Below are 12,268 nucleotides of genomic sequence, written 5' to 3' on the forward strand. Positions count from 1 at the left end.
ATTTCAATAATGCCGCTGCGCATTAAACAGGGGTGACAATCTTATTATTTCTTTCCTGATGAAAAAAAGGCGCGTCACTCAGTCAGTAGTGGGAGAACGAGTGACGCGCCAAACGAGTGCGCCCGGTTTCAAGAAGCCTCCCTCCCCGCGGGGCGGAGAAGGTGTTTTCTAAGCGCACTAAAGGGAAACCCGTCGCGGTCAGGCAACGGGGTATTGCTCTTAACGATTCATCTGGAACAGCGACATGCCCTGCATATCGCTGAAGGTTTTATACGACGCCTGCAGCGCTGCCTGCTGCATGAAATAAGACGAGATAGACTCGGCCAGATCGGCATCCGTCAACGCGCTCATCTGGATCTGGTTGGTCATGTCACGCTCTTTACCGATGCTGTCCAGCTGATCCATTTCCTGCAGCTGACTGCCCAGCTCGGCGCGCACGCTCAATACGTTGTTGTAGGAGTTGTCCAGACCGCGGTTGGCTTTCGCCAACGCATCGTTCACCTGCTGCTTGGTGGCCTCATCGGCGCCCTGCAGCGGGGTTTTCAACGCGTTCAGCGCAATATCGATGCTCTCGAATACGTTGCTGACCGGCGCGCTGCCGTCCGGCTCGGGCTTCGGATTGCTGGTCAACGACATGAACACCGCATTGCCGGTATGGCCGATGGTCATGGTGCGGTTGGCGTCCACTTTCTGCTGAACCGTCTTGTCCCCGCCCTGATAACTGACGGTGCCGCCGTTGTCGACGAACGGCGCCTTGTCGTTCACGTATCCGCCGAACATATAGCGGCCGTTGCCGTCGGTGCTGTTGGCCTGGTTCAGCAGCTGATCTTTCAGCCCCTGCAACTGGGTGGCCAGCGACTGGCGGTCGTTATCGCTTTCGGTGCCGCCGGCGTTGACGATCAACGCCTTCATGTCCGCGATGGTGGACGTCGCGCCGGCCAAGACCGTTTCTTCCATCGACACGTTCTGACGAGCGAAGGTGCGCGCCAGCGTGTACTGGCTGTTTTCCGCCTGCGATTGCGACAACATCACCGCGCGCGACGCCGCCAGCGGATCGTCGGACGGGTTGATCACCCGCTTGCCCGAGGAAAGCTGCTCGGCCGCCTTCATGAACAGCGACTGGTTGCCCGTGATGCCGTTCATGTTCTGTTGGTACATCATGCTGGTGCTCATGCGCATGCTGTGGGTTCCTTACTCTGATCGATCGGCGCCGTTATCGGCGCCGATTAACAATGAAATCAACGAATATTCAGCAACGCATCGAACAGCGAGCTGGCGGTCTGAATCACCTGCGCGTTGGCCATGTAGTACTGCTGGAAACGCAGCAGCTCGCCATACTCTTCGTCAAGGTTGACGCCGGACATCGACTGCTGTTGCGCACCCAGCTGCGTCACGATCTTGGCCTGCGACGTGGCGATGGCCTTGGCGGCGGCGGTCTGGTTGCCGACGCCGCTGACAATGCCGGCGTAAGCGCCGCTCAGGGTCGCCTTACCGTCCACCAGGTTTTTGGTCTGCAGATCCAACAGTTTCTTGGCATTTTCGTTATCACCGCGGCCGCTGTCGTCTTTACCGGCGGCGGCGATCTTGGACGAATCGGTGATGGCCACTTTCAGGTTGCCCGCCACGTCGCTGACCGGCTTCACGGTGAAGCTGTCTTTAGCCTGCGCATTGCCGTCGATGCTCACTTCCAGCCCGTCGAAGTTCAGCGTCGGTTTGCCGTCCGCGCTGGTACCCGGCGTGGCGTTGACTTTCACGTTGTCCGGCAGGCGGCTGACCTGCCAGTTGCTGCCGTCGAACTCGACGCGATAATCGTTGGCTTTCACCTTGCCGGTATCGGTGTAAGAGACCGACAGCGACGCGTCGCCGGTATTGCGGGTGTTATCCACCACCCGGCCGCCGCTGAAGCTGAAGAAGTCGCCGCCTGCGTCGCCGTTCAGGTCGAAACCGGCGCGATGCTGCTGATTGAAGCTGTCCGCCATCGCCAGCGCCAACTGGCCCAGCTGATTGCGCACGCCGTCCAGCGTTTCGCTGCGGAATTTCAGCACGCCGCTCAGCGTGCCGCTGGTGATCTGACCTTCCGGCACTTCGCTGGCGCCGTTGCCGCGGTTATAGCCGATGGTCAGACGGGAAGGATCGCTGCTGGAAGGCACGGCTTCCACCTGATACGTATTGCTGCCTTGCACCAGGGTCAAGCCGTTGGCGAAGGAGACGGTATAGGCGTCGCCGTCCTGTTGCGTGACCTGTACGCCCACCAGCTGGTTCAGCTCGGTAACCAGCTGATCGCGCTGATCCAGCAACGCATTCGGCTCGCCGGCGGCGCTGCCGCGCAAACGGGTGATCTCGTCGTTCAGCTTGGCGATCTGCTGGCCGTAGCTGTTGATCTGCTGCGCCGTATCGCTGATCTGCTGATTAACGCCATTGTCCATGTCGCGCAGGAATTTATCGGTGTTGTTGAACTGGTTCACCAGGCCGTTGGCCTTGCCCAGCACCGTTTGGCGCGCGGCATCGTCACCGGCGTTGCTCACCAGGTTCTGCAGGTTGGTGAAGAAATCCTGCATGTTGGTCGACAGCGGGTTGGTTTTGCTCGCCAACAGGTTGTCTATCTGCGAAATCTTCTCGTAATAGGCGTTTTGCGCCCCGAACGCGCTTTGCGCGCCGCGCAGCTGGTTGGTGATGAATTGGTTGTACTCGCGGTTGACGCTGGTGACGGTCACGCCGTTGCCGATAAAGCCGCTCATGGTGGCCATGCCGCCGTTCTGCGCCAGGATCGCGGTCTGGCGGTTGTAGCCTGCCACGTTGTAGTTGGAGATGTTGTTGCTGACGGTACTGAGCGCCACCTGAGCCGCATTCAGCCCGCTCATCGCGGTATTGATTAAGCTATTGGACATCGGAATTCCTTATGCTGCGGCGCCGGTGGCCCACAGGGTTCTAATTAAGCTGCTGAGCCTGTTCGCTCAGCCTGTTTCGGTTATCGGCCAAAATGAGAAGAACTTGAGGAAAAAAAGCGGCAACGCGGTCAGCATCCAGCCCGCCTTCGTTACCGCCTATCCCCTAAATAATTGGCGTCGCAGCAAGGCGACAAGCAAGGGCGTCCCCGGGCGCTTGGTTAAGCCAAGTGACCGGGGCGAGCTTGTGCAGTCAACGCCGCTGCGGCGTCAAGAATGACGGGGATTTAGAACAAATCTTTCAGATCGTGGGTGTAAGCTTTGACCGCCTGTTCCCCCGCGTTCTTCATCTGCTGAATCACGCTGACCAGTTTGCTGGCGTACTGCGGATCGGTGGCGTAGCCGGCGCGTTGCAGCGCATGCGCCGCCTGCTCCGGGCTGCGTGCGGCGGCCACGTCGGCGTAACGCGGGTTGTTGGTCAGCAGTTTGACGTAGTCGGCGATCGCTTCAACGTACGAACCGTAGACGCGGAACTTCGCCTTCACCTTTTTCGCCGCGCCCTGTTCGAACTCGGTGGTGGTGATCTCCGTCACCGGCCCGTTCCAGCTGCCGCCGGCCTTGATGCCGAACAGGTTGTAGCTCGGCGTGCCGTCTGAGGTCGGGATCTCGCGCTGCCCCCAGCCGGACTCCAACGCCGCCTGCGCGACGATCAGCTGATGCGGAATGCCGCTCTGCTGGCTGGCGACCTTCGCCGGGATCGACAGGCGAGCGACGAAGTTGCCGTTGTTGAGTGACAGCGGCGCGGCGGCCGGCGGGGCTTTCGGCATCGCGCGGCGCACCATCTGCTCCAGCGCCTGGTTCGGCAGCGTTTGCAGCACCTCGTTGTCGAGCGCCATCGGCGACAGGCCCGCCGTTTCACTTGGCACCGTGTTGGCGTTGCTCATCTGCTTGACCATCATGTCGGCCAGCCCCAGCCCTTTTTGCGACATCTGCTGGGCGATTTGCTGGTCGTACATCGAGGTATAGAGCCGCGTTTGATCGCTGCTCAATACCCCGTCCTGCGGCAAGGCAGATCGCATGCTTTTCAGCATCATCTGCACGAACATGCCTTCCACCTGCTGGGCCACCTGCTTGAGGTTGCCCTGCGGGTCGGCCGCCGCATCGCGCTTCAGGCCGTTCAGCGCCTGGGCGTCATAGGCCGCGCCCGACATCGCCATCAGATCGCCGGCCATCAGATGATTTCCAGCTTGGCGCGCAGGCAGCCGGCGCTCTGCATCGCCTGCAGGATCGACATCAGATCGATCGGCGTGGCGCCCAGCGCGTTCAGCGCGCGGATCACGTTGTTCAGGTTGGCGCTGGCGTTCACCTTCTGCAGCGATCCGCCCTGCTGTTGCACCGAGATCTGGGTGTTTGGCGTCACTACCGTCTGGCCGCCGCCGAACGGCGTCGTCGGTTGGCTGACGGTGTTCTGCCGATCGACCACCACCGACAGGTTGCCCTGGGCGACGGCGCAAGAATCGAGGATCACATCGCGGTTCATCACCACCGAACCGGTGCGCGAGTTGATGATCACTTTGGCGTCCATCGCGCCGACGTTGACGTTGATGTTTTGAATCTCCGCCAGGAAGCGCACCTGCGAGCTGTTGCCCTGCGGCACCAGCACCTGGATCGTGCGGGCATCGAGCGGCGTCGCGGTACCGCCGCCGCGTTGGCGGTTAATGGCGTCGCTGATCTGCTGTGCCAGCGTGAAATCTTCGTCGTTCAGCTGCAGGTTGAGAACGCCGCCGCTGCCGAAGGTGGTCGGCAGTTCGCGCTCGATGGTGGCGCCGTTGCTGATGCGCCCGCCCGCCAGCTGGTTGACCTGCACGCTGCTGCCGCCGGCCGCCGCGCCCGCGCCGCCGACCAGCACGTTGCCCTGCGCCAGCGCATAGACCTGGTTATCCACGCCTTTGAGCGGCGTCATCAGCAGGGTGCCGCCACGCAGGCTCTTGGCATTACCCATCGAAGAAACCACCACGTCGATGTTCTGCCCGGCGCGCGAGAACGGCGGCAGTTTGGCGGTCACCATCACCGCCGCCACGTTTTTCAGCTGCATGTTGGTGCCCGGCGGCACGGTGATGCCCAGCTGCGACAGCATGTTGCTCAGGCTTTGGGTGGTAAACGGCGTCTGCATGGTCTGGTCGCCGGAGCCGTCCAGCCCCACCACCAGGCCGTAGCCGATCAGGGCGTTGTCTCGCACGCCCTGCACCGTCACCAGATCGCGGATGCGCTCCGCCGCCGCCGGCAAGCACACCAGCCCGACGCACAGCGCGATAAACCATTTTTTCAGCATCAGTCAATCCTTAGAACGGTGAAACATTTAAGAAGAAGCGCTGCAGCCAGCCCATGGTCTGCGCTTCGTTGATATAGCCATTGCCGACGTATTCGATACGTGCGTCCGCTACCTGCGTCGAGGTCACCGAGTTGTTGCCGCTGATGGTGCGCGGGTTGACGACGCCGGAGAAGCGGATGAATTCGGTGCCCTGGTTGATGGCGATCTGCTTTTCCCCCACCACGTGCAGGTTGCCGTTGGCCAGCACCTGGTTGACCGTCACCGTAATGGTGCCGTTGAAGGTGTTGTTGGCGTTGGCGCCGCCCTTACCGCCGAAGGTGCTGTCGCCGGAAATGTCCATATCGGCGCGCGCATTGCCCAACAGGCCGTCGAGGTAACGCGGCGAGGTGGCGACGCCGAACTTGCTGGCGCCGTTGCGGCTGGCGTTGGCGGAGGAGCTCTTGCTGGCGCTGACGTTTTCCTGCAGCACGATGGTCAGGGTGTCACCGATATTGCGCGGACGGCGGTCTTCGAACAGCGGCTGATAGCCGTAGTTCATCGGCTGCACCGTCTGGAAGATCGAGCCGTTCGGCATCGGCGCGCTGGCCGGCGCGGGCTGCGCCGTGGTCGCGCCGTCCACCAGCGATTTGTGCGGAATATAGGCGCAGCCGCTCAGCGTCAGCATCACCATTCCCGCCAGCCAGCGTTGTCCCTGCCGCGGCAGGATTGCCATCGAATATGTGGTTACCACGGGTATCGCCTTTGTTTCACGAAAGAGAATGACGGGCGCGGCAAGCCCGGCCCGTCAATGACAGATTACAGTTGCGTCAGCTTTTGCAGCATCTGATCGGAGGTCGATACCGCTTTGCTGTTGATCTCGTAAGCGCGCTGAGTCTGGATCATGTTGACCAGCTCTTCCGCCACGTTGACGTTGGAAGTTTCCACGTAACCCTGATACAGCAGACCGGCGCCGTTCAGCCCCGGCGTGCTCTCGTTCGGCGCGCCCGAGCTTTCGGTTTCCTGATACAGGTTCTCGCCCACGCTCTCCAGACCGCTGTCGTTGACAAAGGTCGTCAGCGTCAGTTGGCCCACCTGCTGGGCGGCGGTTTGCCCCTGCTGGGTGACGCTGACGATGCCGTCGCGGCCGACGGTGATGGACAGCGCGTTCGCCGGAATGGTGATCGCCGGCTGCACCTGGAAACCGCTGGAGGTCACCAGCTGGCCGTTCTGATCGATCTGGAACGACCCGTCACGGGTATAGGCCTGAGTGCCGTCCGGCAGCATCACCTGGAAGAATCCCTGCCCCTTGATGGCGACGTCTTTGCTGTTGTTGGTCTGCGACAGGTTACCTTGGCTGTGAAGACGCTCGGTCGCCACCGGACGCACGCCGGTGCCGATCTGCAGACCGGAAGGCAGCGTGGTCTGCTCGGAGGACTGCGCCCCCGGCTGACGCATGGTCTGGTACAGCAGATCTTCAAATACCGCACGCTGGCGTTTGAAGCCGTTGGTGCTGACGTTCGCCAGGTTGTTGGCGATCACGTCCATGTTGGTCTGCTGCGCGTCCAGACCGGTTTTGGCAATCCATAAGGATGGAATCATCGGTTATTTCCTTGCTGCTTAACTCACTGAGAGCAGTGAGTTGGCACGCTGTTCGTTTTCATCCACGCTGTGGATGACCTTCATTTGCATTTCAAAGCGGCGGGCGTTGGCGATCATGTCGACCATGGTCTCCATCGGCTTGACGTTGCTGCCTTCCAGCACGCCCGGCATCACCCGCACCTGCGGATCGTTTTGCAACTGATTGCCGCGCTGCTGTTGGGTTTCCGGCGTCAGGCGAAACAGCCCGTCGTCACCGCGCATTACTTCGCGCGCATCGGCTTTCACCAGCTTCAGGCGGCCGATCTGCGCGATGGTGTTCGGCGGATCGCCGGCGTTCAGCGCCGAAATGGTGCCGTCGGCCGCGATGGTGATCTCCGCCGACGGCGGCACCTCGATCGGGCCGCCGTCGCCCATCACCGGCAACCCCTGCACCGTCAACTGCCCGGTGGAGGAAATTTGAATGTTGCCGTTGCGGGTATAGGCTTCCCCCCCACCCGGCAGGCCCACCGCCAGAAAACCGTCCTGCTGCAGCGCCACGTCCAGGGGACGCGCCGTGTAGTTCAGCGCCCCCTGGCTCATATCGGCGCCCGGCGTCGACGCGGTCACCAAGGTGCGCGTCGCCATGCTCGGCCCGTCGACCGGCACCGCGCGCAATGCGGCGAGCTGGGCGCGAAAGCCCGGCGTCGACGCATTCGCCAGGTTGTTGGCGGTAATGGACTGCTGTTCCAGCGTTTGGCGCGCCGCGCCCATCGCGGTATAAATCGCGTGATCCATAACTCGACCTTATTAGCGCAGGCTAACCAGCGTCTGCAGGATGGAGTCCTGCGTCTTGATGGTCTGGGCGTTGGACTGGTAGTTACGCTGTGCGACGATCATGTTCACCAGCTCCTGGCTCAGATCGACGTTGGAAGATTCCAGCGCGCCGCTGGTCAGCTTACCGAAGCCGCCGCCGCCCGACAGACCAACGCGCGGCTGACCGGACGCACCGGTTTCCTGCCACACGTTATCGCCCTGCGACGCCAGCCCTTCCGGGTTGGAGAAGTTGGCCATGACGATCTGGCCCAGCACCTGAGTCTGCTGGTTGGAGTAGATGCCCACCACTGTGCCGTCGTTGTTGATCTGGAAGTTGGTGTATTCACCGGCGGCATAGCCGTCCTGCGCCACTTTGCTCACCGAGTCGCTGCCCACGTTCTGCTGCATGCTGCCGGCGAAGCTCAGGGTGAAGTTTTGCGCCGGTGCGCCGTCTTTGGCGGTCATCGGGATCACCATGCTGAACTCCCCCGGCGCACCGTTGGTGCTGGTGGTTTTCACCAGGTTGCCGCTGGTGCTGAACTCCATGGTGCCGGCGTTCACTGGCGCTGCGCTGCCGTCCTGAGTGTAGACCTGCCACTTGTTGTCTTCCGTCTTCACGAAGTAGGCGTTGATGTTGTGCGCGTTACCCAGCGAGTCGTAGGCGGTGATGGTGTTGACGTAGTTGTAGCTGTCCTGTTTGGTCGGATCGAACGTCTTGTTCTCCGGCACTTTATGGGTGGACTTCAGGTTGGCCACCATCTCACCGGAGGTAGACGCCTTGGCGTTCATCATGCCTTCAGGAATGCTCAGCGGCACCGGGTTGGCACCCTGCTGGATGGTCGGTGGAGAACCGGCCGCCGGGTAGCCGGTCAGCTGCAGGCCCTGCATGTTGGTCAGGTTGCGGTTCTCGTCCAGCTTGAACTGGCCGTTGCGGGTATAGAAGATGCCGCCGTCTTTATCCTGCATGCGGAAAAAGCCGTTGCCGTTGATGGCCACATCCAGCGCACGGCTGGTGCCGGTGGTGGTGCCGCCCTTGAAGTTCTGGGTGATGCCGGACACTTTAACGCCCAGACCAACCTGCGAACCGGCGAACATGTCGGCGAAGGACACGCTGCCGGATTTGAAGCCCGCGGTCGCGGAGTTGGCGATGTTGTTACCGATCACGTCCAGGTTGGTTGCTGCCGCGTTCAAGCCGCTGACTGCCTGAGAAAAGGCCATGTTATTCTCCGAATAGTGGTCAGGCTATCGTCCGATTGAGCCTGATGCTGAGGGTTATAAGATCTGTCGCACGTCTTCCAGGGTGGCGTTGCCCGCCAGGCCGAGATCCAGCTTGGCGCCGTTACCGTCGCGGATCACGCCGTTCACCAGCCCGAAGTGCAGGCTGCGCGCCACCAACTGCTCGCCGTTGCCTTTGGCGTTAATCGCCACTTTGTAGGCGCCGTCGGGCGCGGTGGAGCCGTCATCCAGCGAACCGTCCCAGGTGAAGGCGTGTACGCCGGCGGTCAGACCGCCGATTTCGATGGTGCGCACCACCTGCCCGCTGGCGTTGGTGATGGTGGCGGTCACCTGATCGGCGGCGCGCTCCAGTTCCACGCCGAACGGCGTGGTGCTGACCTTGCCATCCTTGCTGCCGACCAGAATGTTGTTGCCCGGCACCATCACGCCGTGACCGATCAGCGCCGTCGCCTGCAGCGACTGGTTGCTGTTGATCTGGCCGGAGATCGAGCCCAGCGTGGTGTTGAGTTTTTCGATGCCCTGAACGGTGTTGATCTGCGCCAGCTGCGAGGTCAGTTCGTTGTTCTGCATCGGATTGGTCGGATCCTGGTTTTTCAACTGCGCCACCAGCAGCGTCAGGAAGCTGTTGTGCAGATCCTGGCTGTTGGTATTTTTGCTGTTGTTACCGATGACGGTGTTGTCCAACGGCTCGTTAGTGGTTGCGGCGATAGCCATGGGAACCTCCGGTTACTGACCCAGCGTCAGGGTTTTCATCATCATCGACTTGGTGGTGTTGAGCACCTCGACGTTGGCCTGGTAGCTGCGCGAGGCGGAGATGGTGTTAACCATTTCGCCCACCACGTCGACGTTCGGCATGCGCACGTAGCCCTTGGCATCCGCCAGCGGGTTGCCCGGCTGATAGACCAGACGCTCTGGCGCCGGATCGTCCACCACCTGGGCGACGCGCACGCCGCCGGTCGGCTGACCAGGGGCCGCCGCGACCTGGAACACCACCTGCTTGGCGCGGTAAGGCTCGCCGTCCGGGCCGGTCACGCTGTCGGCGTTGGCCATGTTGCTGGCGCTGACGTTCATGCGCTGGGATTGCGCCGATAACGCCGAGCCGGAGATATCAAAAATGTTCAGTAAAGACATGCGCCTTATCCTTGTTGCAGCACGGACATCATCCCTTTGATCTGCCCGCTGAGCAGCGTCAGGTCGGTCTGATATTTCAGGCTGTTATCGGCAAAGTTGGTGCGTTCGCGATCCATGTCCACCGTGTTGCCGTCCATCGACGGCTGATCCGGTACCCGGTACAACAGATCGAGCTGCGGCGGCTGCAGGGTCTGCGCCGGGATGTGGCGCGCCGCCGTCAGGTTCAGCGACATGCCGTTGCCGTTGACGCGCCCTTGTTCCAGCACTTTGTTCAATTGGCTGGCGAAATCGATATCCCGCGCCTGATAACCCGGTGTGTCTGCGTTGGCGATGTTGGCGGCCAGAATTTCCTGCCGCTGGGCGCGCAAGTTCAGCGCCTCTTGGCCAAAGCGCAGAGCCGCGTCCAGTTTGTCGAGCATGCTCCCTCCGCGAGGTTAGAATTTGGAGTCGACAGGATAAACGTCCCCTGCGCCACCCTATCGCGGGAATAGACGCAAAATGGGGCGCTATTTATCTGCTTAGCCTGCGCGCGCTGCGGGTACACTTACGCGTATCCCGATGAAGCTTGAGAAGATGACGATGAAAGGTAAAATGCTGCTGCTTATCGGCCTGCTGTGCAGTCTGAACGCGCGCGCCGACGATCTGGCGACGCAAATCGAAAGCTTCATCAAAGGCAAGTTCACCGGCGAGCCGGTGCAGGTGAAAGTGCGGGTGCGCACGCCGCCGGCCCAATGGCCCGCCTGCGAACTGCCGCAGCTGTCGCTGCCGCCCAATGCGCGGATCGGCGGCAACGTCAGCATTTCGGCGCGCTGTGGCCAGGAGCGGCGTTTTATCCAGACGCAGGTGCAGGTATTCGGGCGCTATCTGGTTTCGGCGCGCGGCATCAGCGCCGGCAGCCGGTTGACGGCGGCGGATCTGACGTTGAAGGAAGGCCGGCTCGATACCCTGCCGCCGCGCGCGCTGACCGAAGCGGGCAAAGCGTTAGGTGCAGTCAGCCTGCGCAATATCAGTCCTGGCCAACCGCTAACCCTCGCCATGCTGCGCCGCGCCTGGATTATCAAGGCCGGGCAACCGGTGCAGGTCACCGCGCAGGGCGAAGGATTCAACATCAGCGGTGCGGGTAAGGCGATGAACAACGCCGCCGCCGAAGACAGCGTGCGCGTGCGCATGGCGTCTGGGCAGATCGTCAGCGGCGTGGTCGGAGACGACGGCGCGATTCGCATTACGTTATAAAAAAGTAAAGGTTCCGCAAACCTTGCCGATAAGACAAATCAAGCAGCATTTTATTGGCCACCAGGGCCGCAAAACTTTCATTGCAGCGTCGTCGCCCCCGAGCGGCCACGGCGTAAACGGAGATGGACCATGAGTATCGATCGCACCCAGCGGTTACAGCCGGTTTCCACTGTGCAACCGCGTGAAACCCCGGCCGACAACCCGCTCCAACCGCGCAAGGCCGCCGTGGCCGAAACCGCCGTCAGCGGCACGCAGGTCAAACTGAGCGAGGCGCAGGCGCGCCTGATGCAGCCGGGCACCCAGGATATCGATATGGGCCGGGTCGAGGCGATCAAGCAGGCGATCCGCAACGGCGAGCTGAAGATGGACGCCGGCAAAATCGCCGACGCGCTGCTGCAAGACGCGCAGAGCGATATTCAATGGATCGCCGGACGCGACTGACAGCGCGCGGCGAGTAGCGGTAAAGGATAAGTCATCACTATGGAAAACCTGGCACAACTGCTGGACAAACTGTTGGAAACGCTGCAGGCGCTCAATGGCGTGCTGGAGGAAGAGCACGACTTGCTGTGCTCTGGCCAGTTGCCCGGCGTGGCATTGCAGCGCGTCACCGATGCCAAAAGCCAACTGCTGGCGACGGTCGCTTACCTCGAGCAACAGCGCCTGGGGCAGGAGAAAGCCTGCGGGCAACGCGCCCCCTATTCCAGCCATGCGCCCCTGGCCGATCGCTGGCAACGCGTTCAACTGCTGAGCCAAACGCTGCGCGAGAAGAATCAGCACAATGGCCTGCTGCTCAATCAGCAGATCGACCATAACGCTCAGGCGCTGGCGATCCTCAGCAAGAACAACAAATCGCTGTATGGCCCGGACGGCCAGTCGCACGCCGGCAGCCTGCTCGGCAGAAAAATCGGCGTCTGACCTGTCTGATTTCGCCCGGTGAGCCTATCACCGGGTACGCGTTAACCGGCTTTTGCACATCCCCTCGCATTTTCTCCCTATCACTCTTTGAATTCACTTAAGGCTTTGCGCCAGGCTGCGCATGGCGTGAATTTGGCTGTTTATTTCCCTTTGGCCGCTTGTCACC

The 12,268-nt window shown here is 61.6% G+C and carries 15 protein-coding genes; 4 read left to right on the forward strand and 11 right to left on the reverse strand.

Going from position 1 to position 12,268, the window contains the following annotated elements; all coding sequences use genetic code 11:
- Positions 1-219: 219 nt before the first annotated feature.
- Positions 220-1,179, reverse strand: a complete 960-nt coding sequence (gene flgL, locus FUU19_RS14835) for a flagellar hook-associated protein FlgL (RefSeq protein ID WP_016927302.1) — start codon at positions 1,177-1,179, stop codon at positions 220-222.
- A gap of 59 nt (positions 1,180-1,238) precedes the next feature.
- Positions 1,239-2,888, reverse strand: coding sequence for a flagellar hook-associated protein FlgK (flgK, locus tag FUU19_RS14840; RefSeq protein WP_004934814.1), 1,650 nt, complete (start codon positions 2,886-2,888; stop codon positions 1,239-1,241).
- Here flgK and FUU19_RS14845 point away from each other — a divergent pair.
- On the forward strand, positions 2,881-3,165 hold the full coding sequence (locus FUU19_RS14845; RefSeq protein WP_230490843.1) for a hypothetical protein: 285 nt from the start codon (positions 2,881-2,883) through the stop codon (positions 3,163-3,165). The genes flgK and FUU19_RS14845 overlap by 8 nt on opposite strands.
- A gap of 7 nt (positions 3,166-3,172) precedes the next feature.
- On the opposite strand, the gene flgJ is transcribed toward FUU19_RS14845, so the two are convergent.
- The 9 genes from flgJ to flgB all read right to left on the reverse strand — a co-directional run bounded on the left by flgJ (position 3,173) and on the right by flgB (position 10,373).
- Positions 3,173-4,117, reverse strand: coding sequence for a flagellar assembly peptidoglycan hydrolase FlgJ (gene flgJ, locus FUU19_RS14850; RefSeq protein ID WP_049200258.1), 945 nt, complete (start codon positions 4,115-4,117; stop codon positions 3,173-3,175).
- On the reverse strand, positions 4,117-5,217 hold the full coding sequence (locus FUU19_RS14855) for a flagellar basal body P-ring protein FlgI (protein ID WP_230490842.1): 1,101 nt from the start codon (positions 5,215-5,217) through the stop codon (positions 4,117-4,119). Before FUU19_RS14855 ends, flgJ begins: the two co-directional genes overlap by 1 nt.
- Positions 5,218-5,227: 10 nt before the next feature.
- Complete coding sequence (flgH, locus tag FUU19_RS14860; RefSeq protein WP_197833722.1) at positions 5,228-5,929, reverse strand: flagellar basal body L-ring protein FlgH; 702 nt, start codon at positions 5,927-5,929, stop codon at positions 5,228-5,230.
- 83 nt (positions 5,930-6,012) lie between these two features.
- On the reverse strand, positions 6,013-6,795 hold the full coding sequence (gene flgG, locus FUU19_RS14865) for a flagellar basal-body rod protein FlgG (RefSeq protein ID WP_004934819.1): 783 nt from the start codon (positions 6,793-6,795) through the stop codon (positions 6,013-6,015).
- 18 nt (positions 6,796-6,813) lie between these two features.
- Entirely contained in the window at positions 6,814-7,569 is a 756-nt protein-coding gene (locus tag FUU19_RS14870) for a flagellar basal body rod protein FlgF (protein WP_230490841.1), read from the reverse strand.
- 12 nt (positions 7,570-7,581) lie between these two features.
- Positions 7,582-8,805: a flagellar hook protein FlgE gene (gene flgE, locus FUU19_RS14875; RefSeq protein WP_015378255.1), complete on the reverse strand. Its 1,224-nt coding sequence runs from the start codon at positions 8,803-8,805 to the stop codon at positions 7,582-7,584.
- A gap of 54 nt (positions 8,806-8,859) precedes the next feature.
- On the reverse strand, positions 8,860-9,537 hold the full coding sequence (flgD, locus tag FUU19_RS14880) for a flagellar hook assembly protein FlgD (RefSeq protein WP_141968168.1): 678 nt from the start codon (positions 9,535-9,537) through the stop codon (positions 8,860-8,862).
- A 12-nt stretch (positions 9,538-9,549) separates the two neighbouring features.
- Complete coding sequence (flgC, locus tag FUU19_RS14885) at positions 9,550-9,954, reverse strand: flagellar basal body rod protein FlgC (RefSeq protein WP_004934826.1); 405 nt, start codon at positions 9,952-9,954, stop codon at positions 9,550-9,552.
- Between the two features lie 5 nt (positions 9,955-9,959).
- Positions 9,960-10,373, reverse strand: coding sequence for a flagellar basal body rod protein FlgB (gene flgB, locus FUU19_RS14890; protein WP_141968166.1), 414 nt, complete (start codon positions 10,371-10,373; stop codon positions 9,960-9,962).
- A 160-nt stretch (positions 10,374-10,533) separates the two neighbouring features.
- On the opposite strand from flgB, the gene flgA reads away from it, so the two are divergent.
- The 3 genes from flgA to FUU19_RS14905 all read left to right on the forward strand — a co-directional run bounded on the left by flgA (position 10,534) and on the right by FUU19_RS14905 (position 12,102).
- Positions 10,534-11,187 (forward strand): flagellar basal body P-ring formation chaperone FlgA, encoded by a 654-nt coding sequence (gene flgA / locus FUU19_RS14895; RefSeq protein WP_141968164.1) that lies wholly within the window; start codon positions 10,534-10,536, stop codon positions 11,185-11,187.
- 129 nt (positions 11,188-11,316) lie between these two features.
- A complete protein-coding gene (gene flgM / locus FUU19_RS14900) occupies positions 11,317-11,628 on the forward strand; it encodes a flagellar biosynthesis anti-sigma factor FlgM (RefSeq protein ID WP_019452957.1) in 312 nt (103 codons plus the stop codon).
- Positions 11,629-11,667: 39 nt separating this feature from the next.
- Entirely contained in the window at positions 11,668-12,102 is a 435-nt protein-coding gene (locus tag FUU19_RS14905; RefSeq protein WP_123895274.1) for a flagella synthesis protein FlgN, read from the forward strand.
- The last annotated feature ends 166 nt before the right edge of the window (positions 12,103-12,268 follow it).

The sequence above is a fragment of the Serratia montpellierensis genome (assembly GCF_020858655.1).
GTDB lineage: Bacteria > Pseudomonadota > Gammaproteobacteria > Enterobacterales > Enterobacteriaceae > Serratia > Serratia montpellierensis.

Bases quoted from the DNA above. Each gene is read 5' to 3' on its own strand.
- flgL (WP_016927302.1), bottom strand. From the start codon at position 1,179: ATGCGCATGAGCACCAGCATGATGTACCAACAGAACATGAACGGCATC.
- flgK (WP_004934814.1), bottom strand. From the start codon at position 2,888: ATGTCCAATAGCTTAATCAATACCGCGATGAGCGGGCTGAATGCGGCT.
- flgJ (WP_049200258.1), bottom strand. From the start codon at position 4,117: ATGGCCGGCGATCTGATGGCGATGTCGGGCGCGGCCTATGACGCCCAG.
- FUU19_RS14855 (WP_230490842.1), bottom strand. From the start codon at position 5,217: ATGCTGAAAAAATGGTTTATCGCGCTGTGCGTCGGGCTGGTGTGCTTG.
- flgH (WP_197833722.1), bottom strand. From the start codon at position 5,929: ATGGCAATCCTGCCGCGGCAGGGACAACGCTGGCTGGCGGGAATGGTG.
- flgG (WP_004934819.1), bottom strand. From the start codon at position 6,795: ATGATTCCATCCTTATGGATTGCCAAAACCGGTCTGGACGCGCAGCAG.
- FUU19_RS14870 (WP_230490841.1), bottom strand. From the start codon at position 7,569: ATGGATCACGCGATTTATACCGCGATGGGCGCGGCGCGCCAAACGCTG.
- flgE (WP_015378255.1), bottom strand. From the start codon at position 8,805: ATGGCCTTTTCTCAGGCAGTCAGCGGCTTGAACGCGGCAGCAACCAAC.
- flgD (WP_141968168.1), bottom strand. From the start codon at position 9,537: ATGGCTATCGCCGCAACCACTAACGAGCCGTTGGACAACACCGTCATC.
- flgC (WP_004934826.1), bottom strand. From the start codon at position 9,954: ATGTCTTTACTGAACATTTTTGATATCTCCGGCTCGGCGTTATCGGCG.
- flgB (WP_141968166.1), bottom strand. From the start codon at position 10,373: ATGCTCGACAAACTGGACGCGGCTCTGCGCTTTGGCCAAGAGGCGCTG.
- flgA (WP_141968164.1), top strand. From the start codon at position 10,534: ATGAAAGGTAAAATGCTGCTGCTTATCGGCCTGCTGTGCAGTCTGAAC.
- flgM (WP_019452957.1), top strand. From the start codon at position 11,317: ATGAGTATCGATCGCACCCAGCGGTTACAGCCGGTTTCCACTGTGCAA.
- FUU19_RS14905 (WP_123895274.1), top strand. From the start codon at position 11,668: ATGGAAAACCTGGCACAACTGCTGGACAAACTGTTGGAAACGCTGCAG.